Raw genomic sequence first — 21871 nt, forward strand, 5'->3', positions numbered from 1 at the left:
AGGGGGGACGAGCCTAAGCGAGGACGGGTGAGGGCCCCACGGCAGCCGAGGCCTCGGTCTCCTTGACCGCTGCCGCGCCCAGGCTTGTACCCGTCCGCGGCTAGATCCTTCGGCCCGCGACGCAGGTGCTGCGGGCCGGCACGGTGCGCCTGGGCCTCAGGATGACAGGCTGTCGTGACGTGCCTCCGGATCAGCTCTTGACCAAGGTGCCGAACGCGTAGCGCCACCCGAAGCGCTCGATCAGCTCGAGCATCAGCACCACCGGCAGGCCCATGACCGCGAAGTAGTCGCCATCGATCGACTCCACGACCGCCGAGCCGAATCCCTGAATGCCGTACGCGCCGGCCTTGTCCATCGGCTCGCCCGTGACCACGTACTCCATCCACGTGCGCTCGTCCAGGTCGCGGAAGCGCACCCTTACACGCGCCAGCCCCGTTTCCACGCGGGTGCCGTGCGCGATGGCTACGCCGGTGCACACCTCGTGCTCCCGGCCGGAAAGGCGCGTCAACATCTCCACCGCGTGCTCCTGGTCGCGCGGCTTGCCCAGCACCTCGCCGTCGATCACCACGATGGTATCGGAGCCGATCACGATGGCCTCCGGACGCTGCGCCGCGATCTTCTGCGCCTTTTCGCGCGAAAGCCGCTCCGCGTGCTGCGGCGGCGTTTCGCCCGACAGGTAGCTCTCGTCGATGTCGGCCGGGAGCGTTTCGAAGGGCAGCGCCAGGCGACCCAGCAGCTCGGCGCGGCGGGGCGACTGCGAGGCCAGCACCAGCGGCGGCGGCGTGGGCGAATCGATCGGTTCGATGTACATCAGGGCTCTCGTTCAGGTCAGGACGCGGACGAGCACGCACTGCGAATCGCCGTCGTCCAGCAGCATCTTGCCATCCGGGGTCAGGGTGATGGGCGAGCGCACCCCCGGCTGCCCTTCCAGCCACAGCCGCCCGCCGTCTTCCACGATCTGCGCGTGAAGCTCCAGCGTGGCGCCGGGATCCAGGATCATGTACAGCACCTCGCCATCGACGTCGATGATCATCGTCACGTCCCCGAACTCCGTGCGAAGAATCGGGTCGGCCGGATCGACCACCCACACGCCCACTACGTTCTGCAGCGTAACGGGGCCGAAACAGACCATCCTCAGCGCTCCAAGATCAGGGTGACGGGACCATCGTTCACCAGCTCCACCTGCATCATCGCCCCGAACTCGCCGGTCTGCACCGGGAGCCCCGTGGCCCGCAGCATCTCCAGGAACCGCTCGTACAGCGGAATGGCGATCTCCGGCCGCGCGGCCTCGACGAAGCTGGGCCGGCGCCCCTTGCGCGTGTCGCCGTACAGCGTGAACTGCGATACCACCAGCAGCCCCCCGCCCGCGTCCTGCACCGAGCGGTTCATCTTTCCCTCGTCGTCCGCGAAGATGCGCAGCCCGGCCACCTTTTCCGCCATCCACGCCAGCGCCTCGTCGCCGTCACCATCGGTGAAGCCCACGAGCAGCAGCAGGCCGGGGCCGATCTCACCCGTCACGCGCTCGCCGACGGTGACGCGCGCGCGGGCTACTCGCTGCAGGACGATGCGCATGTCAGTGGCGAATGGCGAGCACTTCCAGCATGGGCGGCGTGGCGAAGAACCCGCCGGGATGCGCCTCGGCGGCCCGCCACGCGGCGTCGAACGCCAGCCGCTCGTCCTCCGTCATCGCTCCGGAGGCGACCAGCGCCGGCAGGTAGTTGTCGAAGAACGTCCGCGGCCAGCGCCACAGGACATCGCCCGGCCGGGCCACGCGGTGCACGGGGGTGATGGAAAGCACCTCCAGCCCCGCATCGGCCATCATGGCCGGCAGCCGTGCGCCTACGGCCGGATCTCCCCCGCTTTCCCGCCACTGCGCAATCACGATGTCGATGCCGCGGCGGAATGCGGGATGCTCGGGAACGAGCTGCAGCCCCTCGTAGTGCGAGTAGTCGTGGATCACCATCCGCCCGCCCGGCTTCAGCGCACGAGCCGCGCCACGAATGGCCTCTTCAGGGCGCCTAAGGTAGGTGAGTACCCAGCGCGAGTAGACGCCGTCGAACTCCCCCGCCGCAAGCTCCAGCGATTCCGCGTCCTGCACGTGGGCCACCACGTTCCCCAGCCCGCGCGCAGCGGCCTGCGCCCGCGTGTGCGCCACGAAGCGCGGCGAGACGTCCACCCCCGTCACGCTCCCGCCCTGGCCGACGAGCAGGGCCAGGTCGCAGGTGGTGTAGCCGGGCCCGCAGCCCAGGTCCAGCACGTGGCTTCCGGCGCCGAACCCGGCTCGATGCCACGCCGCCGCCGCCTCGCGGATCCACACCTGGTGCTGAAAACCCAGCCGACGCAGCTCGTCATCGTGGGTGCCGAACAGGTATTCGTTTTCTTCAGGCATCTGCATCGGGGGTGCGTGGGCGCCAACATAAGCGGCGGGCGGCCTGTCTGCGAGGGGAACATTTGACGCCCGACGTTCACCCCAGAGATGCGGAAATCGCAGACACACGACCCGCCACGATTCTCATAAAAAAATTAGGACAGGTCCATGCCGAGCTGCGCATCCGCGTGCGGCGCGGCGTCGGGCGAGGCGGGGGCGGCGGCGTCCTGCTCCCGGATCCACCGCTCGATGACGGCGACGACGTGCGCTCGCTCGGAATCCGCCAGCTCCCGCCCTTTTGGAATGCGGTGCCACTTGGCCAGGCAGCCGCGGCAGCAGGTGGCGGTGGCATGCTGGGCGACGAACACCGGGTGCCCGCGCATGGGCGTCTGCTTGCCGTCGTTCAGCGGCTCGGCGGGGGCCAGGCGGGCCGCGATCATCTCGTCTGCGTGGCGCAGCACGGTGTCCATCCCCTTGCCCCGCAGGTACGCCAGGTCCGCTCCGCGCAGCCGGAAGCGGCGGCGGAAGGCGGAGCGGCCGAGCGCCTGGAAGAGCGCGTCCAGCGGATCGGGGGAAGGGTGGGCCATGTGCAACGGTAGACGGGCGGCGAAACGATGGTGGAAAGGTGGATCACGCCCTCGCGTGACGGCGCGCGGCGGTGTATCGTCCTGTCTTGCGACACGCCACCAACGACACTCGCCCCAGACACAGCCGAATGGCCTCCGCGAACGACGCCGGGCAGCAGCCCGCGAGAAGCAACAACCTGTCCAAGGCAGCCGCGGTGCTGGGCGCCGCCGGCCTCCTCCTGTACATCATGGGAGTCAAGCGCCGCCACCGGCTGGACAACGAGCGCGAGCCCGCTGGGGGCCGCCGGTCGGAGCGCCGCGACGGCTGATCGAGCTTCGGCGGGGAAGAAACAGGTGCCCGGCCGCCGCGTGCGCCCGGGCACCTCGTTGTTCATCCGCCAGACCCCTGCCCGGCCAGGTCGATGGCCCACAGGCTCTCCTCGCCGGTGATGAACAGCCGCAATCCATCCACCCCGCCGAACGTGCAGTTGGAGCACAAGTGAGGCGTGGGGATCAGCCCCAGCGCCTCCCCCGCCGCCGAGAACACCTGCACGCCCGCGCCGGACGAGGTCCACACCCGTCCCCGCGCATCCACGGCGAACCCGTCCGGCACCCCGTCTTGGATCACGGCGAACGCGCGGCGATTGGAAAGCGTGTAGTCTTCCGCCACGTCGAAGGCGATGATCTCGTGCCGGTCCAGGTCGGAATCCGCCACGTACAGCGTCCTCCCGTCGGGCGCGAACCCGAGCCCGTTCGGCTGCTCCAGGTCCGCCATCCGCGTCAGCGCGCCCGTCCCGGGTTCGAACCGGTAGACGCTGCGATGGTCCAGCTCCGGCTCGCCCGGGCAGCCCTGCCGGGGGTTCTGCAATCCGTACGTGGGATCGGTGAACCAGATGGCGCCATCCGCGGCCACGACCGCGTCGTTGGGCGAGTTCAGCCGGCGTCCCTGGTACTCGCTCACCAGGATCCTGGGCTCGCCGCTCCCGTCGGACGTGCTGACGCAGCGCCGCCCGTGCTCGCAGTGGATCAGCCGGTTGCCATCCAAGGCATTCCCGTTGATGAACGCGGTCGCATCGATCAGCACGTCCACCGCCCCGTCCGGCCTCCATCCGAACAGCCGCCGCCCTTCGACGTCGCTCCACACCAGCATGTCGCGCGCGGCCCACCACACCGGCCCCTCGGCCCACAGCGCCTCGCGATAAAGCGACATCAGGCGCGCGCCAGGCGCCAGCACCGGCTCGAAACGAGGATCGTACGCGATGGGTGCGTCGACATCCTCCACGGGCGCGGGCGGTCCGGGCTGGCGCACGCGGCAGACAGACTGGGGCTGGACGGACGGCATCGGCTGCTGGCTCTGAAGATCGTGATGGGCGCGTCCGGGCGGATGCAACTTCCGCCCCGGCTCCCCATCAGCCGTGAGATCATCGATACTCTCGGACGGAGTGCAGCGCGAGCCCCGGCGGGTCTGGCCCCTACGAGTACGCGATGTATCTTCCCCCCGGATGCCTTTTCCCGGACCGCCAACGGATTGAGCCGATGCCCGCGACCGATTTTCTGCAGCGTAACCGCGAACAGCACCTGGACGAGCTGAAGGACTGGCTCCGCATTCCCAGCGTCAGCGCCAAGAGCGAGCACAAGGCCGACACCGCGCAGGCCGCGGACTGGCTGGCGGACCGCATGCGCGAGGCGGGGCTGCAGACGGTGGAGGTGATTCCCACCGCGGGGCACCCCGTCGTCCTGGGCGAGTGGCGCGGCGCACCGGAAGGCGCGCCCACGCTGCTGATCTACGGGCACTACGACGTGCAGCCGCCCGAGCCGCTGGACGAGTGGACCACCGCCCCGTTCGAGCCCGAGGTGCGCGACGGCAACCTGTACGCGCGCGGCTCCGTGGACGACAAGGGCCAGGTGTACCTTCACGTGAAGGCCGTGCACGCCATGCTCGCCGACGGCGGCACCCTGCCCGTGAACGTGGTGTTCTGCGTGGAGGGCGAGGAAGAGATCGGCTCGCCCAACCTGGCCGGCTTCCTCAAGGCCAACGTGCAGCGGCTGGCCTGCGACGCGGTGGTGATTTCCGACACCACGATGTTCGCGCCGGGCCTCCCCAGCATCACCACGGGGCTGCGCGGGCTGGCGTACATGGAGATCCGCGTGCAGGGCCCGTCTACGGACCTGCACTCCGGCGCGTACGGCGGCGCGGTGGTGAACCCCGCCAACGTGCTGGCGCGCATCATCTCGCAGCTTCACGACGAGCGCGGCCGGGTGAACATCCCCGGCTTCTACGACCGTGTCCGCGAGCTGACGGCCGAGCAGCGCGAGGCCATCGCCGCCCTGCCCTTCGAGGAAGAGAACCTGCGCAAGGAAGTGGGCGCCCCCAAGCTGGGCGGCGAGGCCGGCTTCGGGCCGCTGGAGCGCATCTGGGCGCGGCCCACATTGGACGTCAACGGCATGCTTTCCGGCTACACCGGCGAGGGCGCCAAGACGGTGCTCCCCGCACGCGCCATGGCCAAGGTGTCCATGCGCCTGGTGCCCGACCAGGACTTCCACGAGGTGGAGCGCCTGTTCATCGACCACGTCAATTCCCTGGCGCCCGAGGGCGTGACGGTGGAAGTGGTGGCGCTGCACGGCGGCCAGCCCTGGCTGGCCGAGGGCGGCGGGCCGGTGTTCGACGCGGCCGCGCGCGCGCTGGAGCAGGCGTGGGGGCGCAAGCCGGTCTTCATCCGCGAGGGCGGCTCCATCCCCATCGTGCAGGCATTCCAGGAGACGCTGGGCGCGCCGGTGCTGATGATCGGTTTCGGGCTGCCGGGCGAGAACGCGCACGCGCCCAACGAGTGGATGTCCGTCGAGAACTTCCAGAAGGGCGCCGAGGCCGTCGCGCTGATGTACGAGGAATTGCGGTGAACGCTGCCGGCGAGGCGGAAGCGCGGGCATTCGTCGACGACCTGCAGGCGCGCGCCGCGCCCTTGCAGACCGAGGCGAACCTGGCTTGGTGGGAGGCGGCTACGGGCGGCGGCGACGCGGCGCTGGAGCGCTCGGCCCGCGCGCGGTCGGAGTACCGGGCGCTGTTTTCCGATCCCGCCGGCGCCGCGCGGGTGCGCGCGTGGCTCGCGTCGGGCGAGGTGCGCGAGCCGCTGCTTCGTCGGCAGCTGCAGCTGCTGGACTACGAGTTCACCCCCAACCAGCTGCCGCGCGACACCATCGACGACCTGGTGGCGCGCACGGCCGAGCTGGAGCGCACCTTTTACGGCTTTCGCGCGGAGATCGGCGGCGAGCGGGTGACCAACAACCACATCGTCGACATCCTGGAAAAGGAGAACGACTCCGCGGTGCGCCGCCAGGCGTGGAGCGCCAGCAAGCAGGTGGGCGCGCGCGTGGCCGATCCCCTGCGCGAGCTGGTGCGCCGCCGCAACGCCGCGGCGCGCTCGCTGGGGCTCGCCGACGCGTACGTGATGGACCTGCAGGTGCAGGAGATTTCCGAGACGCGGCTGTTCGCGCTGATGGACGAGTTCCGTGCGCTGACCGACGAGCCGTTCCGGGCGCTGCGCGCGGAACAGGACCGGGAGATGGCCGCGCGGTTCGGCGTTGAGGTAGACGAGCTGCGGCCGTGGCACTGGGAAGATCCGTTCGGGCAGGAGGCGCCGGCCGCGCGCGGGTTGAACCTGGATGCCTGGTTCTCGGGCCGCGACGCCGTGGAGGTCGCGGCGGGCTTCTTTTCCGGGATCGGGCTGCCGGTGGACGGGGTTCTCGCGCGCAGCGACCTGTACGAGCGCGAGGGCAAGGACCAGCACGCCTTCTGCCAGGACATCGACCGGCAGGGCGACGTGCGCATCCTGTGCAACCTGCGCGCGAACGAAAAGTGGATGGGCACGCTGCTGCACGAGCTGGGGCACGCCGTCTACGATTGCGGCGTCCCCCGCTCACTGCCGTACGTGCTGCGCCAGCCCGCGCACATCCTGTCTACCGAGAGCGTGGCGATGTACTTCGGCCGGCTGACGCGCGAGCCTGCGTGGCTGCACGAGGTGATGGGCGCCAACGTGTCCGCCGCCGAGGCCGCGGAAATCCGCCGCCAGCTGCGCGCGGGAATGCTGGTGGCGGCGCGATGGATGCTGGTGATGGTGTACTTCGAGCGCGAGCTGTACCGCGATCCCGACCGGCCGGACCTGAACGCGGTCTGGTGGGATCTGGTAGAACGCATCCAGGGCGTCAGACACCCCGAGGCGCGGCCGGACGGAACGGAGTGGGCAAGCAAGATCCACCTGTCGCTTTCGCCCGTGTACTATCACAACTACCTGCTGGGCGAGATGATGGCCTCGCAGGTGTCCGCCGCCATCCGGCGCGAGACGGGCCTTCCGCCGAACCGCAGCATCGCGGGCGAGCTGCGCGTGGGAGCCTTCTTCCGCGACCGCATCTTTGCCCCCGGAGCCACGGTGGATTGGAACGGGTTGCTCCTCCACGCCACGGGGGAGGAGCTTTCTCCGCGGCACTTCGTACAGCAGTTCGTCTGAATTCAGTGGGCGTGCCGCATGAGCATCGACGCGTTGCGCACCTTCCTCGCTTGGGCTTCGGTGTATGCGGCGTTCGCCGTCTTCTTCGGCTATTCCGGGTACGGCCTGTACCTGAATTTGAAGGTCGGAGAGTACGTGCGGGGTTGGGTGCCGCCGAAGTCGGAGCGGTGGAACCCGGAGCACTACGCGCCAGGCGTCGAACCGTGGCTCGCCCGCTTGCGACGGTGGGAACGGTGGAGAATCGCGGTCTGGCTGGGATGCCCCATCGGTGGCAATCTGCTGTACTGGCTGCTGACCTCATAAAGACAGTCGGGCGCATCCAAGCGGATGCGCCCGATCGTGCTTCAGGAAAATTCTTCGGGACTCTCGGCCAGAATCATCCCGATCTGCCGTCTCAGGTCGGGGACAGCACTCGTTACGAGATCCCACACCACGTCGTAGTCCACAGCAAAGTAGTGCACGATCAGGCGGTCCGCCGTCTCTGCCCATCGCTGCCATCGAACTTCGGGATGAGACATCCGGAAAGGCTCGGGTACTTCCTTGCACATGGCGCCGATGACCTCCAGGCTCCATGCGAAGGCGCGCGTCCGGGTGGCGTCACCGACGAATTGCTCGCGCGGCAAGCCGCGGCCCTGATGCACGAGGAAATCGGCCTCATCCAGAATGTGCCGCAGGTACACGTGCGGGGAGAATCCCATCTGCTTCCGAGTCGTCGCAGGTTTACCATCAACCGTGCCAATGTAATTGGACGCGCGTTACACCGCAAAGGGTTTTGAGGCCGCCGGAGCGGGAGCTCTCGTGCAGAGGTAGATGTCGTCCGCAGCGGGCGCCAGGCCCATGGGGACTGCGTCCTCCGGTGAGACCAGGTCCCGCGACAGGAGGCGCGTCATCGCGCGGTGCCGATCGACATCCCCAGGCGCACGGGCTGGTCCACCACCAGCGAGGGGAGCAGTTCCACGCGGCCGGGCTCGAAGACCAGGACCACGGTGGAGCCCAGGTGAAAGGTCATCACCTCGTCGCCGCGGTTCACGCGGACGGGCGGGTCGTAGGTTCGCGCGGCGGATCGGAGGCCCCGGCGGTTGGTCACCCAGGCGTTCTCGCCCGGTGGCGCGTTCCAGGCGCGGTCGAACGCCGCGCTGATGCGGCCCACGTTGTAGGCGCCCACCGCCACGACGGCAACGCGCCCCATCGGCCCGTCCACGTGGCACATCAGCCGCTCGTTGCGCGCGAACAGGTCCTGCGTGTGCGCCACCGACGGCGCGTTCACCGGCAGCAGCCACCCGGGAACGTGCCGCGCCTCGCGGATCTCCCCGCCGACCGGCGCGTGGATGCGGTGGTAGTCCTTGGGGGAGAGATAGAGAGTAATGAACGAACCGCCCTCGTACCGCGCCGCGGCGGCCTCATCCTCCAGCAGCTGCGCCACCTCATACAGCCGCCCCTTGGCCTGGATCAGCCGCCCCTCGCGCACGGTGCCCAGCTGCCCCACGGCTCCGTCGACCGGGCTGGCGACCACGGACGGGTCCGACGGCCAGGTGCGCGCGCCCGCCGCCAGCCTGCGCGTGAAGAAGCGGTTGAGCGTGGGATACGCCTCCAGCGGCAGCTCCGCCTCGGCCACGTCGGCACCGACGGCCCGCGCGAAGGCGCCGAGGACGGCGGGACGCATGCGCGCGGGAATGGGCGCGTCCGCCAGCCGGCCGAAGCCGCGGCTGAGCGCCCCCTGCGGCAGGCGCTTCAGCAGCGACAGCGCGGCGCGCCAGCGAAGGGTGGGAAGCTCGGGCGATTCGTGGGATCGATGCATTCCGGCGGCGGTGCCGGCCTGCGCCCCGGTGACGGAGCGCATCGGCCGCTGTGGTGTTAGATTGGGCGCGTCCCGGCGCTCGGGACCACGTGGACGAAAACGCGCATCATCAAGAACGGCAACGGCTTGAGTACCCTCATCTCATCCACCATCCGAATCCCCAGCACCACCCGCGTGCTGGCGAACGGCCTGCGCGTGGTGGCGCACGAAGACCCGTCGGCGCCCATCGTTACGGTGCACCTTATGTTCCGGGCCGGCTCGCGCGACGAGCGGCCGGGGCGCACCGGGCTGGCGCACCTGCTGGAGCACCTGATGTTCGAGGGCTCGCAGCACGCGCCCAAGGGGCACTTCGACGACGCCCTGGAGCGCGTGGGCGGCAGCAACAACGGCAGCACCTGGCTGGACCGCACCAACTACTACGAGACGGTGCCCACGCACGCCGTGGAGCTGCCGCTGTGGCTGGAGCGCGACCGCATGGCGTTCTTCCTCCCCATGCTCACCGGCGAGGTGCTGGAGCTGCAGCGCGGCGTGGTGATGAACGAGCGGCGCCAGGTGATCGAGAACCGCCCGTACGGAATGGCCGACGAGCAGCTACATGAGCTGCTCTTTCCCGCGGACCACCCGTACTCGTGGCCCACCATCGGCTACATGCGCGACCTGGAGCAGATTACGCTCGAGGACGCCCGGGCATTCTACCAGACCTACTACACCCCCGGCAACGCGGTGCTCGTCTTCGCCGGCGACATCGAGGCGGGGCGCGCCTTCGAGCTCGCCGAGCGCTACTTCGGCGACCTTCCCGCCGGCCCCGCGCTCCCGCCGCCGCCCGTGCCCGTGATGCCGCCCCCGCCCAACGGGGCGCGTCGGGTGATGGAGGACGACGTCTCCTTTCCGCGCATCATGCAGGCCTTCGCCGTGCCAGCGTACGGCACGCCCGACTGGATTGCGCTCGACGTGCTGGCCTACCTGCTGGCGGATGGAGACAGCAGCCGCCTGCAGCGGGCGCTGGTGCGCGACGGGCGCCTGGCGCAGGACGTGGATTCGTACCTGTATCCCACCGCGCTCTGCGGGGTGTTCGGGTTCGTCAGCACGGCGCGGTCGGAGGTGGAACCCGAGGCGCTGGAGCACGCCATCCGCCAGGTGGTGGACGAGGTGATCGCGAACGGGGTGACGGACGAGGAATTGACCGGCGCCGTCCGCCGCGTGCGCCGCGACCAGGTGTCGGAGCTGGCGACGGTGGAGGAACGCGCCGACGCCCTGGCCTACGCCGCGACGGTGCTGGGCGACGCGGACGCTGTTCACACGGTGCTGGACGGCTATGCCGAGGTCACGACGGACGACCTGCGCCGCGTGGCCGCCGAGTACCTGGTGCCGGAACGCGGTGCGACACTGGTGGTGGTCCCCCGCCCCGGCCAGGAGGATGACGAGGAGGACGATGATGAGTGAGACGCGCACGATCGCCGTCCTTCCGCCGCCGGTCCCCGGCGCGCCACCCCGCACCCGCGCCCCGCGCCCGGAGCGCTGGACGATGGACAACGGGCTGCAGGTGATCGCCCTGCCGCGATCCACCGTGCCGCAGGTGGTGCTGCGCATGGCGTTCGCCGCCGGCTCCGCCGCCGATCCCGCCGAGTTCCCCGGCACCGCCTCGCTGACGGGCGGCCTGCTGACGGAGGGGACGGAGACGATGACGGCCGACGAGCTGAACGCGCGGCTCGACGGCCTGGGCGCGTCCGTCCACGCCAGCGTCGGCCACGACTTCGCCGAGGTGGAGGCCGTCTTCCTGTCGGAGACGCTGGCGGAAGGCATCGCGCTGATGGCCGAGGTCGCCATCCGCCCGACGTTCCCCGAGCGCGAGGTGGAGCGCATCCGCGCCGAGTCGCTCGACGCCATCCTGTCGCGCCTGGACGAGCCCGCCAACGTAGCCGAAGACCGCTCGGCCCTGGAGGTGTTCGGCCCGGCGCACCCGTACGGCCACCCGCCGTTCGGCACGGCGGAGGGCATCCGCACCGTCCCGCGCGACGCGCTGGTGGCCTTTCACGCCGCGCACTACCGCCCCCGCGGCGCGTTCCTGGTCGCCTCGGGCGACTTCGACACCGCCGAGCTGCGCGCGCTGCTCGACGAGGCGTTCGCGGGATGGACGGGCGAGCCGCCCTCGATCGGATACGGGGCGGACGCCGACGCGGCCGTAGCGGCCGGCCGTCTGGTGGTGGTGCCGTGGGAAGACGCCGCACAGTCCGAAATCCGCATCGCGGGGCTGGGGCTGGACCGCCTGTCGCCGGACTGGTTCGCGGGGTCCGTGGCCAACTACGTCCTGGGCGGGTCCACCATTACGGGCCGGCTGGGGTCCAACCTGCGCGAAGACAAGGGATGGACGTACGGCGCGCGTTCGTACTTCCTTCCCGGGCTGGCGCTGGGCGGCTGGGTGGCGGAGACGGCGGTGGACGTGGAGGTGACGGCCGCCGCGGTGCAGGAGATGTTGAGCGAGATGCGGCGGCTGGCGGACGAGCGCGTCCCCGACGACGAGCTGCGCCGGGCCAAGGACGCCATGATCCTGTCGCTTCCGCGCTACTTCGAAACGCCCAGCGGCGTGGCCGGGCGCTTCGTCACCCTGGAAGCGTACAGCCTGCCCCATGATTACTGGGACACCTACGCCGACCGCGTGGAGGCGGTGACGGCGGAAGACGTGCAGCGCGTGGCCCGCCAGGTGTTCCACCCCGACCGGGTGGTGCGCGTGGTGGTCGGGGCGATGCCCGAAGCCGGGGCTTGAACGAAAACGTGCCCGGTCCCAGGCGGGCATCGCCTGGGACCGGGCACCGTCGGTAGGGCCGCGACCGGGTTTAGAACACCGTGTCGTTCCGCTCCGGCCGCCACACCGCGTCGTCGTCGGCCTCGTCGCGGTGCTCGGCGACGGCGGTGGCCAGCACGGGAACGGGCACGTTCCGCGAGTAGCGCATCATTCCTTCCCAGCCGCACGACGTGCACCAGCGGCGGCCCATGAAGCGCCGGATGGGCGTCAACATGCGATGCCGCAGCAGGATGGTTTCGCCACTACAGCGGGGGCATTCGCGGCCGGCGGGCAGCAGGGCCACCAGGAGCGCCAGCGGCGCCAGGAGCATCACCACCCACAGCGCCGTCATGAACATCCAGAACATCGGGTCCTCCTGGTTCCTGCATCGGAGCCCTTGGGGCTGCACCGGCCGCCACCGGTACGATCGCCTTTCTGCTCAGGCAACCCGCGTGCCGCCCGGTAGCCACGTGGACATCCGTTTCACTCGGGACGTTGTGTTGCGATTCGGCACCCACTCCCGCCCCTCAGGTGGGGCTGTTTTCCGACTCCACCGATGCTGCTGAGTGTCCATCCAGAGCACCCCGAACCCGCCACGCTCGCACATGCCGCACAGGTGCTGCGCAATGGCGGACTCGTGGCGTTCCCTACCGAAACCGTCTACGGGCTGGGGGCGCACGCGCTGGATCCGGATGCCGTCGCCCGCATCTTTGCCGCGAAGGGACGCCCGGGCTACAACCCGCTGATCGTCCACGTCGCCGATGCGGACGCGGCCCGCCGGCTCGCGTCGCAGTGGCCGGACGAGGCGCGGCGGCTGGCAGATGCATTCTGGCCCGGTCCCCTCACGCTCGTCCTTCCCAAGGACGGCGCGGTGCCCGATGCCGTCACCGCCGGGCTGCCCAGCGTCGCGCTCCGCGTGCCTGCGCATCCGGTAGCCCACGCGCTCCTGCGGGTCGCGGCCATCCCCGTCGCCGCGCCCAGCGCGAACCGCTCCACGCAGGTTTCGCCCACGACTGCCGCCCACGTGCTCGAGGGGCTGGGGGACCGTGTGGACGTAATCGTGGACGGCGGGCCCTGCCCCGTGGGCATCGAGTCCACCGTAATCAGCCTGGCGGGCCCTCGCCCCACGCTGCTTCGCCCGGGCACCGTCTCCATCGACGACCTGCGTGCGGTGATCGGCGACGTCGCGCTCCCCTCCGCCGATCCCCACGCCGAAGCCGCCCGCCCGTCTCCCGGGATGATGGACCGGCACTACGCCCCACGCGCCACCGTGCGCATCATCCCGCGTGAGGACCGGGACCGCGCGATCGAAGCGGCCGCGCGGGAGGTGGATGGAGGCAGGCGCATCGGCGGGCTGCTGCTCCATGACGCCGATCCGCGGATCGCGCCAGTGATCCGCATGCCCGCCGATCCCGCGGGATACGCCAGCCGCCTCTACGCCGCGCTGCACGAGCTGGACGCCGCGGGATGCGACGCCATCCTGGTCGACGCCGTTCCGGACGACCCCGCCTGGGCCGGCATCCGCGACCGCCTGCGCCGTGCGGCACACCGGTAGCCATCCGCGTTTGGGTCAACCGACCCATCCCGGAACGAAACGATGCCGCGATCTTTGTCGTAACCACTCGCGCCGCCACAAACATCGTACGCCGTGCCGTTGCGTATCACGTTTGTAGCAGTGGAGATGCGGCAAAAAAGTTCTGGCGTCGGAAAGGTGGGGCTGCTACAATTGTGTCGCGGCAAACCCACCCCTCCCCGCCGCGGCCAATCCCACCAGCAGGACTGAACGGACATGAACTCAACTCGCAGATTCGCCACAATCGCCGCGCTCGCGGTACTGATGGGAGCCACGTACGCCGAGTCGGCTTCGGCGCAGATCGGCGGGCGGCTTCGCGGCGCCGTCGGGCGCGTCACCGGCGGCAGGCTGAGCCTGGACCAGCTAGTCGGCGGCGACCATCCCATCACCACCAGCCTGGAGCACGCGCGCTGGGCGGTGGACTCGCTCGACAACTTCACTCCGCGCGAGAGCAAGCGCTCCATGCTGCAGCTTCAGCGCACGCCCAACGGCGGGTTCGTGCTGCAGCCCGGCTACTGGGAGATGCACACCCAGAGCTACTGCCTGAAGGCCGGCACGCACGGCCCCGGCGGCGGCGACGGCTACCTGTTCGCGCCCACGGCGGGCCCGGCGGAGGACGCGGTGACCACCATCCTGCGCAACTCGGTGAACCATCCCGAGATCGCCCAGAGCGACATCCAGACGCTGCTGTGGGCCATCATCGCGCGGGCGAAGTTCGAGGACCTGTCGCCGCAGCACAAGGCGACCGCCGCGCGCCTGCTGACGCCCGGCCAGCTCACGCGCCTGAACCGCAGCGCGCTGGACCTGGTTCCGGGCGACGAGATGGGTGCCCTGATGAACCGCGTTCCCGGCCCGCTGCGGCAGATCGTGGAAGCCGAGAACCAGCTTCGCCGCATGGTGACGGACCCGGGCGCCAGCTTCGCCGAAATGGAGCGCGTGGCCGTGCTCGCAGGCGCGGTGGGCATCGGCCCCGGCAGCCGTGCGGTCCCCAGCGGCCGCTGGTCGCTGCACCCGGACGGCTACTACGTGCGCTACATTCCGCAGGGCTACAGCTACACGGTTACGCAGCTCTGGGTGCCGCAGGGCAGCCCGGCGGTGGGCAAGGAGTACGATCCGGCCACGCACATCGCGGTGCCGGGAAACACCAGCCGCCAGCGCCTGGTACAGTCCGGCCGCGCGCACCAGGGCCACTGAGCCGCGGACGGTGATCGACTGGAAACGGGCCGGCGAGCAATCGCCGGCCCGCTTTGTCGTCGCGCCCAGCCATCTGTCATCCAGAGGCCCAAGCGCACCGAACCAGCCCGTACGCCGCTCCACGCGGGCCGAAGGATCTAGCCGCGGAAACGTACCAGCCCGGGCGCGGCAGCGGTCACGGAAACCCGAGACCTCGAATCCGCGGGGGCCCTCACCCGTCCGCGGCCTCGGCCCTGCTGGGGCGACTGAAGTCGCGGCAACAAGGGCCCAAAGTCCGCCTTCGCGGACTGCACGCGCAGTCGAGTGCACCAGGCCGGCCGAAGCGCAGTTCAGGTCTCCCCCTCCCCTGCGCGGCGGGGGACGGGGGCCGGGGCGGCCGGGGGGAGGGGGCTCCCGCAACATGCGACGCAGCCAGTCGAACCGCGATCGACGTTCTCCTCTCTCCCGCGCTGTTTGCGGGGGAGAGGCCGGGAGAGGGGGCGGCCGCGGCATGCGCAGGCACCGTAGCGAACCCCGATCAAAGGTCTGGTGCTGGACCGCGCGAGGGGGCCGGATCACGCGATCCAGCACCCTCGTCCGCTCCCCATACCACACACCCGGCACGCATGCTGCCCCTGCGGACGGGATCGATCACCCGTACGCCAGAGAGTGACCCATGCCGTTCCAGGTACGCAGCGCCGGATGCATGTTCAGCATCATCGCTTCCATCGTCCTCACCATCCTCCTCAACGTCGGCTTGCGCGCCTGCTCCGGCTGACTCAGTTCTGAACGTTCGGCCGGGGCCAGCGCCGTTCGGGGTTGCCCAGGGCGCGCAGGTCCTCCGAGGCGAGCGCCGCCGGAGCCGTCCGCCTGCACACCCCGGTCGAGAGCTTGCCGTCCGCGCCTGCGTGGGCGTACACGAGGTACCGAGCACCGCGGTCGAAATCCAGCCCGCAGTCCCCTCCGCCCATGCCGGTGAGCACGACCACCTTGGGAGCAGAGACGCCCTTCCAGACTCCGTCCACGCGAAAGCCGACCATCCGCGCCGGCCGCCAGCGGCCAGGTTCGGGGCTCACCGTCGTTTCCCGGATACTGACCACGGTGCCCGTGAACACGGCAGTCGCGGACTCCAGCGCGGACTGGGGCGTCGGCGGCGGTACCACGCACCTGCATGTGCTGCAGGGCCCGGCGAACGAGAGCGCCGCGGCGAAGAGGGCGGGCAGGATCATGTGCTCGAAAGGAGGTGAGTGGTGGAATGCGCCTCCGGCTGCGGGCCGGGGCTCTGGCGGTGCTTGGCCTCCATGAGCGCCCGGTCGGCCGCCAGGAGAAGGTCGTCCATACCAGCCATGGGCGGCGCGAACTCGGCCACGCCGGTGCTGATGGTGAGCGGAACGCGCGCGCCGGCCCAGCGCACGTTCGCCGCGGCGACGGTGCGCCGCAGCCGCTCGGCCGTCTCGCCGGCCCGCTCGGCACCGGTATGCGGCAGGAGCGCGATGAACTCGTCGCCCCCGAAGCGCGCGAAAACGTCGGTGTCACGCAGCGCACCCCGGCAGCACTCCACCACCGCGCGGATCACGTAGTCGCCCGCCAGGTGCCCGTGCCGGTCGTTCACCTGCTTGAAGCGGTCGACGTCCAGCATCACCACCGAAAACGGCTCGCCGTAGCGAAGCGCGCGCTGCACCTGCTGCTCCACGAGGGCCACCAGATGGCGGCGGTTGTACGCCCCGCTCAGCGGATCCACGATCGACAGCCTGCGCATCTCTTCCCGCGCCGCGCGAAGCTGCACCACCAGCCGCAGCTCCAGCGTCACGAACAGTGGCGCGCACACCGCCGGCACCAGGGCAGAAAGCGCCATCGCCGTCGCGTTCATCCCCCCGAACCACAGCACCATCATCACCGCGGTGGCCGCCACCGACGCCGCGATGGATGCAACGACGACGATGATCCCGGTCATCACGGTGCCGAAGCGGTCGAGGAGGCGCAAAAGGATCATGAAGCGCGGCCAGGGATGATGCAGGGAGCCGGTGGCGGGGTCACGCGCGCGGGCAAACGCGACCGAACCAAATGTTGCTGCTACCCGGGCGGAGAGGCAAGCAATATCTCCCGCCACGCTCCACCCCGATGCGTCGCGAAGCGCCCGGCGCTGGATGGCCACGTTCGGGTTCTTCTGCGCCTCGGCCGGAAGCGACAGCCGGCGTTCGTCGGTCAAGAGCTCCAACACCAGCGATTCGCGCCTGGAGCGCAGCAGGTCGTCAGCGGCCAGGTACCCCCCGGACCAGCCGGGTCAGGCGCGCTGCCGTTCCACCATCCGGGCGAAGGCGCCGTCGCGGGCCATCAGCTCATCGAAGGTACCCGACTCGGCCACGCGGCCCCCATCCAGGACGTAGATGCGGTCGGCGTTGACGATGGTGCTGAGCCGGTGGGCAATGACCAGCCGGGTGGCGTTCAGCTGCTCCAGGTTCCTCACCACCACCTCCTGCGTGCGGTTGTCGAGGGCGCTGGTGGCCTCGTCCAGGAGGATCACCCGCGGCCGGCTGACGATGGCCCGCGCGATGAGCATGCGCTGGCGCTGCCCGCCGGAGAAGTTGGTGCCCTTGTCGTTGATGAAGGTGTACATCCCCATGGGCAGCTCGCGGATCTCGTTTTCCAGGCACATCATCCGCGCCGCCCACCAGGCGTCTTCGAGGCCCAGGTTGCGGCTACCGATGATGTTGGCGAAGATGGTTCCCACCAGCGGCTGCCCGTCCTGGAGAACTACGCCTACCTGGCGCCGCACGGAGTGCGCGTCCACCCGCGAAAGCTCGTGCCCGTCGACGAGCACCGTTCCCGACGCCGGCTGCTCGAAGCCCAGCAGCAGGCGAAGGCAGGTGGACTTCCCCGAGCCCGAGGGCCCCACCAGGGCCACGAACTCGCCGGCACCCACGCGAATGGAGACGTCGTCCAGCACCGGCGGACCGTCGGCCGCGTACCGGAATGACACGCCGCGCAGCTCCAGCTCGCCCGCCAGCTCGCCCACCTCGGGGCGCTCGTCGCCCACCTCAGGCGCGGCTTCCAAGATGGGCTTCATGCGCTCGTACACCGGCACGGTGGCGAACACCTGCGTAGCTACCGAGAGCACGCCGAAGACAGCGGCCTGGAACTGCCCGAACGCCACGTTGAAGGCCAGGAACTCGCCCACCGTGAGGTCGCCGCCCAGGGCTCCCAGGGCGGCGAACAGCACCAGGGGGGCCAGCATGGCGTAGGTGGTGTTCACCACCGCCTGCAGGTTGGCCAGCCGCTGCGAACGCATCTCAGCCTGGCGCTGCGCGGCGTAGGCCCGCGCCCACTCGCCGCGGGCGCGGGCCTCCGCGCCCGCCACCCGCAGCTTGAGGATGCCCCCGAGCAGGTCGAAGAGAAGGCTGGAGACGCGCCCGCGCTGGTGGTGAAGCTGGCGCTGTTCGCGGATCTGCGCCCGTGCCACGGCCAGCGTCACCCCCGCCAGGGCGGCGACCAGCAGGGTCGCCACCCCGGCGAGGGACGGGCTGTAGTAGAAGAGCAGCCCGAAGCTGAAGAGGGAAAAGACAAACGAGAGGACGGCGCTGAGCACGTGCCCCGAAAGCACGCCGCGGATGGCCTCGATGCCCATGGCGCGGGCGTGCAGGTCGCCCACGCTGTAGCGGCGGAAGAACGACACAGGCAACGAGAGCAGGTGGTCCCACACCCCGCCCTGCACCGCCTGGTCGAGCTTGGCTTCCACCCGCAGCACGGCGAAGGCCCGGGCCAGGTGGAAGAGCCCGGCGGCCAGGGCGCTTCCCACCAGGGCGGCGGCCAGCGCCAGCACCTCGCCCCGGTCGCCGCGCGGCAGCGCCGACCCCACCAGCCGCGCCGTGGCCAGGGGCGCCGCCAGCCCCAGCAGCCCGGCCAGGCACCCTACCGCCGCCACCGTGCGCAGCTCGCGCCGCGACGACCGGAGGGCGGCGCGCAGCAGGTCGCCCGCGCCCAAGGGGCGCCGCGGAAGGGGCGCGTAGAACACGAAGGCGCGCGCGTCCAGCGTGGCGGCGACGGCTCCCGTAACCGGCACCCGGGTGCCGTCCGCCGGGTCCAACAGGAGGTAGCGCGCGGTCCCCGCGGGAAGCAGCGCCACAGGGTCGCCGCCCCGGAACGCCAGCAGGGGGCCATGGTCCGCGCGCCACCACGCGTCCCTCAGCGTCACGGCCCGGTGTCTCACCCGCGAGGCGCCGCAGATGCCCTCGACGGTGTAGGGGACCGCGGAGTGGGTGCGCCGCGGGGCGCGGAAGCCGATCTGCCGCGCGGCGCCCACCAGGCGGCAGGCGGCCAGGAGGCGGCCGTCGCGCCCCCCGGCGCCCGGCTCCGGCGTGGCGGCGCGCGCGGGGGCGCCGGCCCCATAGCCGGTGACGGTCATTCGGTGGCCACCAGCCGGCGGTATGGGCCGTCGCCCGCGTGGAGTTGCTCGTGGGTGCCGCGCTGCACCACGCGGCCGCCGTCCAGCACGATGATCTCGTCGGCGTCGCGAATGGTGCTCAGCCGGTGTGCCACCATCAGGCAGGTGCACCCCCGCCGGCGCAGGTTGCGGTCGACGCGCGCCTCGGTGACGGGGTCCAAGGCGCTGGTGGCCTCGTCCAGCACCAGCAGTGAGGGGTCCTGTACCAGCGCCCGGGCGATCTCCAGCCGCTGCCGCTGCCCGCCGCTCCAGTTGGCGCCCCGCTCGGCGACGCGGGCGTCGTAACCGCCCGGGCGTGCCATGATGTCGTCGTGGATGCAGGCGTCGCGCGCGGCGGCCATCACCCGCTCCAGGGGCACGTCGCGGTCCCATAGCGTGAGGTTTTCGCGCACCGTGCCCTCGAACAGGAAAACCTCCTGGTCCACCACGCTCACCGACTTCACAAGCGCCGTGCGCGGAAGCCCGCTTCGCGGGGTGCCATCCACCAGCACAGCGCCACTCCACGGCTCGTACAGCCCCGCCACCAGCCGCGAAAGGGTCGACTTGCCGCTTCCCGTGCGCCCCACGAGGGCCACGCGCGCCCCGGGCTTGAGGCGAAGGTGGAAGCCGCGGATCAGCGGCGGGTCCACCGGGCTGAACCCGAAGGTGACATCGCGAAGCTCCAGCGCGCCCGCCAGCCGCGCCGGCGCCCCGGGCGACTCCTCCAGCCCCGCCCGCTCGTCGAGCACGGGCTCGTTCATGAGCACGTCGTCCAGGCGCCGCATGTCGCCCTCGGCGGTCTGGATGCGGCCGGCCAGGCTCACCAGCCGGTTGGCGGGCGCCAGGAAGCTGGCCATCAGCACCTGGAACGCCACCAGGCCGCCCAGGCTCAGGTCGCCGCGCACCACCTGCATTCCCCCGATGCCCAGCACGAGGGCCGCGTTCAGCGCCGCCAGGAGGGGGGGCAGCGCCTCGAGAAGGTGGGTGGAGGCGGTGAGCTCCTGCCGCACGTTCAGCAGCCGCGCCTGGTAGCCCGCCCAACGCGCGAACATGTCCGACTCGCTGGCGGTGGCCTTCAGGGTTTCGATCATCCGCAGTCCCAGCAGCGCCGTGCCGGTGAGCTTCATTTCTTCCTGCAGCATGCGGTGGCTGGCGTCGGTGCGGCGTCTTCCCACCCAGCGCAGCGCCACTACGTTCAGCGACGCCACCGCCACCCCCACCACCGTCAGCTGTACGCTGTACCGCACCATCAGCAGGAGGAAGAACACGACCAGGGCGCCCGAGAGCGCGTTCATGGCCAGGTCGCGGTACAGGAACCGCGCGACGCGGTCGTTCAGCGGAACCCGCTCGCTGATGGCGCCCGTGTAGTTGACGTCGAAGAACTGGATGGGAAGGCGCAGGACATGCCAGAGGAAGCGGCGTGAACTCTGCACGGCCAGGCGGTTCTCCAGCCGCAGGAGGCCGCTGGTCTGCACCCAGGTGAGCGTTCCCGCGGCGAGCGCGGCGAGCGCCATCGCGCCCAGCAGCGGCGCCAGCCAGTCGCGCCGGTCCGCCAGCAGCACGTGGTCCACCAGCACGCGGGAAAAGGCGGGCGCCACCAGGTCCACCGCCATCAGCGCCAGCGCGGCGAGCACCACCAGCATCAGCCCATCCCGCGCCTGCGCGGCGCGGCGGCGCAACGACCGAAGGGGGTGGGGCGCCTCGCCCCCCGGGCGGAAGCCGGGGCCGGGCTCGAAGGCCAGCACCACGCCGGTCATCGATTGGTCGAGCTCGGCGCGGGTGACGGTGCGCGGGCCCGTGGCCGGGTCATTCACGCGGACGCCCCCGCCGCGGGTGAACCCCTCGACGACCAGGAAGTGGTTGAAGTTCCAGTGCACCACCACCGGCGGCGCCAGGTGGCGCAGCCCCTCGGGCTCGGCGCGAAAGCCCTGCGCGTTCAGCCCGTACTCGCGCGCTACGCGAAGGATGCTGGCCGCCCGCGCACCGTCGCGCGACACGCCGCACGCACGCCGCAGTTCGCTGGTGGACACCCAGCGGCCGTAGTGCGCCAGCACGATGGCCAGCGAGACGGCGCCGCACTCCAGGGCGTCCATCTGCAGGATGGTGGGGGTGCGCACCCGCCGGGGCGCCAGGCGCGCGGCGGTCGCGCGAAGCCGGGAAAGGGGCACCCGCACGTCAGCGCCCGTCCCCGGCACCGGGCACCAGGAAGGAGATGGGCCTCACGCGGCCTACGGTGACGCTTCCCCGGACGGGGACGCGGGCCGTGCCCAGGGGGGCGGCAGCGGCGGAGGGCGAGAGCGCCGCCTCCACCCGCACCCGCAGCGCCGGCTCCGCGCCAGGCGCCACCCGCACCACGCGCCCGGACCAGGGCCCGCCCCTCCCCTGCCCCGCCACCTCGACGCGCACCGGCATTCCCGCTTTTACCCCGCTGCCAGGCGGCAGGAAGAGCACGCCCACCGCCCCCGGCGGGGCGCCACCTGCCGCTGCCGTCATGTAGCCTTCCCCCTGCACGCGGGCGGGAACGGAGCCCAGCACCGCCCAGGCCAGCGCCAGGGCCAGCAGCACGCCCGCCGCCGCGAGCATCAGCCACTCATGCGGGGGGGTCAGCCGCAGCAGCTCGTCCAGTTCGTCGGTAGCGGTCAGCCGCTCCAGGGCGGACTTGCGATAGACTTCGGCTTCGTTGGCCATG

At 71.0% G+C, this 21871-nt stretch carries 22 protein-coding genes; 8 read left to right on the plus strand and 14 right to left on the minus strand.

Features of this window, described 5'->3' with window-relative positions; translation table 11 throughout:
• Nucleotides 1–190: 190 nt before the first annotated feature.
• The 5 genes from VF632_RS22015 to VF632_RS22035 all read right to left on the minus strand — a co-directional run bounded on the left by VF632_RS22015 (nucleotide 191) and on the right by VF632_RS22035 (nucleotide 2955).
• Nucleotides 191–811 carry a nucleoside triphosphate pyrophosphatase gene (locus VF632_RS22015; RefSeq protein ID WP_331025080.1) on the minus strand — a complete coding sequence of 207 codons (621 nt, stop codon included), beginning with the start codon at nucleotides 809–811 and terminating at the stop codon, nucleotides 191–193.
• Nucleotides 812–823: 12 nt separating this feature from the next.
• Nucleotides 824–1132, minus strand: a complete 309-nt coding sequence (locus VF632_RS22020) for a hypothetical protein (RefSeq protein WP_331025081.1) — start codon at nucleotides 1130–1132, stop codon at nucleotides 824–826.
• A 2-nt stretch (nucleotides 1133–1134) separates the two neighbouring features.
• Nucleotides 1135–1572 carry a D-aminoacyl-tRNA deacylase gene (dtd, locus tag VF632_RS22025; RefSeq protein WP_331025082.1) on the minus strand — a complete coding sequence of 146 codons (438 nt, stop codon included), beginning with the start codon at nucleotides 1570–1572 and terminating at the stop codon, nucleotides 1135–1137.
• Nucleotide 1573: 1 nt separating this feature from the next.
• Complete coding sequence (locus tag VF632_RS22030; protein ID WP_331025083.1) at nucleotides 1574–2389, minus strand: methyltransferase domain-containing protein; 816 nt, start codon at nucleotides 2387–2389, stop codon at nucleotides 1574–1576.
• Between the two features lie 134 nt (nucleotides 2390–2523).
• Nucleotides 2524–2955: a DUF4186 domain-containing protein gene (locus VF632_RS22035; RefSeq protein ID WP_331025084.1), complete on the minus strand. Its 432-nt coding sequence runs from the start codon at nucleotides 2953–2955 to the stop codon at nucleotides 2524–2526.
• 128 nt (nucleotides 2956–3083) lie between these two features.
• On the opposite strand from VF632_RS22035, the gene VF632_RS22040 reads away from it, so the two are divergent.
• A complete protein-coding gene (locus tag VF632_RS22040) occupies nucleotides 3084–3263 on the plus strand; it encodes a hypothetical protein (protein WP_331025085.1) in 180 nt (59 codons plus the stop codon).
• Nucleotides 3264–3325: 62 nt separating this feature from the next.
• Here VF632_RS22040 and VF632_RS22045 read toward each other — a convergent pair whose 3' ends face one another.
• Nucleotides 3326–4276 carry an SMP-30/gluconolactonase/LRE family protein gene (locus VF632_RS22045; RefSeq protein WP_331025086.1) on the minus strand — a complete coding sequence of 317 codons (951 nt, stop codon included), beginning with the start codon at nucleotides 4274–4276 and terminating at the stop codon, nucleotides 3326–3328.
• Between the two features lie 194 nt (nucleotides 4277–4470).
• Between VF632_RS22045 and VF632_RS22050 the strand changes: the two genes are divergently transcribed.
• From VF632_RS22050 to VF632_RS22060, 3 genes are read left to right on the plus strand one after another with little or no spacing between them, the layout of a single operon-like run.
• Nucleotides 4471–5832, plus strand: a complete 1362-nt coding sequence (locus VF632_RS22050) for a dipeptidase (protein WP_331025087.1) — start codon at nucleotides 4471–4473, stop codon at nucleotides 5830–5832.
• Nucleotides 5829–7436: a M2 family metallopeptidase gene (locus VF632_RS22055; protein WP_331025088.1), complete on the plus strand. Its 1608-nt coding sequence runs from the start codon at nucleotides 5829–5831 to the stop codon at nucleotides 7434–7436. The genes VF632_RS22050 and VF632_RS22055 overlap by 4 nt, the downstream gene beginning before the upstream one ends.
• Before the next feature lie 18 nt (nucleotides 7437–7454).
• Nucleotides 7455–7739 (plus strand): hypothetical protein, encoded by a 285-nt coding sequence (locus tag VF632_RS22060; RefSeq protein ID WP_331025089.1) that lies wholly within the window; start codon nucleotides 7455–7457, stop codon nucleotides 7737–7739.
• 41 nt (nucleotides 7740–7780) lie between these two features.
• Here the strand turns inward: VF632_RS22060 and VF632_RS22065 are convergent, their stop codons facing one another.
• On the minus strand, nucleotides 7781–8134 hold the full coding sequence (locus VF632_RS22065; protein WP_331025090.1) for a DUF86 domain-containing protein: 354 nt from the start codon (nucleotides 8132–8134) through the stop codon (nucleotides 7781–7783).
• A gap of 188 nt (nucleotides 8135–8322) precedes the next feature.
• Nucleotides 8323–9276, minus strand: coding sequence for an archaetidylserine decarboxylase (gene asd / locus VF632_RS22070; RefSeq protein WP_331025091.1), 954 nt, complete (start codon nucleotides 9274–9276; stop codon nucleotides 8323–8325).
• A gap of 84 nt (nucleotides 9277–9360) precedes the next feature.
• Here asd and VF632_RS22075 point away from each other — a divergent pair, with 84 nt between their 5' ends.
• Complete coding sequence (locus tag VF632_RS22075; protein WP_331025092.1) at nucleotides 9361–10677, plus strand: pitrilysin family protein; 1317 nt, start codon at nucleotides 9361–9363, stop codon at nucleotides 10675–10677.
• Complete coding sequence (locus VF632_RS22080) at nucleotides 10667–11998, plus strand: pitrilysin family protein (protein ID WP_331025093.1); 1332 nt, start codon at nucleotides 10667–10669, stop codon at nucleotides 11996–11998. Before VF632_RS22075 ends, VF632_RS22080 begins: the two co-directional genes overlap by 11 nt.
• Before the next feature lie 70 nt (nucleotides 11999–12068).
• Here VF632_RS22080 and VF632_RS22085 read toward each other — a convergent pair whose 3' ends face one another.
• Complete coding sequence (locus tag VF632_RS22085; RefSeq protein WP_331025094.1) at nucleotides 12069–12383, minus strand: hypothetical protein; 315 nt, start codon at nucleotides 12381–12383, stop codon at nucleotides 12069–12071.
• Between the two features lie 189 nt (nucleotides 12384–12572).
• On the opposite strand from VF632_RS22085, the gene VF632_RS22090 reads away from it, so the two are divergent.
• Nucleotides 12573–13571 carry an L-threonylcarbamoyladenylate synthase gene (locus tag VF632_RS22090; protein WP_331025095.1) on the plus strand — a complete coding sequence of 333 codons (999 nt, stop codon included), beginning with the start codon at nucleotides 12573–12575 and terminating at the stop codon, nucleotides 13569–13571.
• A 234-nt stretch (nucleotides 13572–13805) separates the two neighbouring features.
• Complete coding sequence (locus VF632_RS22095; protein ID WP_331025096.1) at nucleotides 13806–14783, plus strand: hypothetical protein; 978 nt, start codon at nucleotides 13806–13808, stop codon at nucleotides 14781–14783.
• Nucleotides 14784–15541: 758 nt separating this feature from the next.
• Here VF632_RS22095 and VF632_RS22100 read toward each other — a convergent pair.
• The 5 genes from VF632_RS22100 to VF632_RS22120 all read right to left on the minus strand — a co-directional run bounded on the left by VF632_RS22100 (nucleotide 15542) and on the right by VF632_RS22120 (nucleotide 21870).
• Nucleotides 15542–15838, minus strand: coding sequence for a hypothetical protein (locus VF632_RS22100; RefSeq protein ID WP_331025097.1), 297 nt, complete (start codon nucleotides 15836–15838; stop codon nucleotides 15542–15544).
• 149 nt (nucleotides 15839–15987) lie between these two features.
• Nucleotides 15988–16971, minus strand: a complete 984-nt coding sequence (locus VF632_RS22105) for a GGDEF domain-containing protein (protein ID WP_331025098.1) — start codon at nucleotides 16969–16971, stop codon at nucleotides 15988–15990.
• A 75-nt stretch (nucleotides 16972–17046) separates the two neighbouring features.
• Nucleotides 17047–19164: an NHLP bacteriocin export ABC transporter permease/ATPase subunit gene (locus VF632_RS22110; RefSeq protein ID WP_331025099.1), complete on the minus strand. Its 2118-nt coding sequence runs from the start codon at nucleotides 19162–19164 to the stop codon at nucleotides 17047–17049.
• On the minus strand, nucleotides 19161–21377 hold the full coding sequence (locus tag VF632_RS22115) for an NHLP family bacteriocin export ABC transporter peptidase/permease/ATPase subunit (protein WP_331025100.1): 2217 nt from the start codon (nucleotides 21375–21377) through the stop codon (nucleotides 19161–19163). Before VF632_RS22115 ends, VF632_RS22110 begins: the two co-directional genes overlap by 4 nt.
• Entirely contained in the window at nucleotides 21358–21870 is a 513-nt protein-coding gene (locus tag VF632_RS22120) for a hypothetical protein (RefSeq protein ID WP_331025101.1), read from the minus strand. The genes VF632_RS22115 and VF632_RS22120 overlap by 20 nt, the downstream gene beginning before the upstream one ends.
• Nucleotide 21871 lies beyond the last annotated feature (1 nt).

The sequence above is a fragment of the Longimicrobium sp. genome (assembly GCF_036388275.1).
Taxonomy (GTDB): domain Bacteria; phylum Gemmatimonadota; class Gemmatimonadetes; order Longimicrobiales; family Longimicrobiaceae; genus Longimicrobium.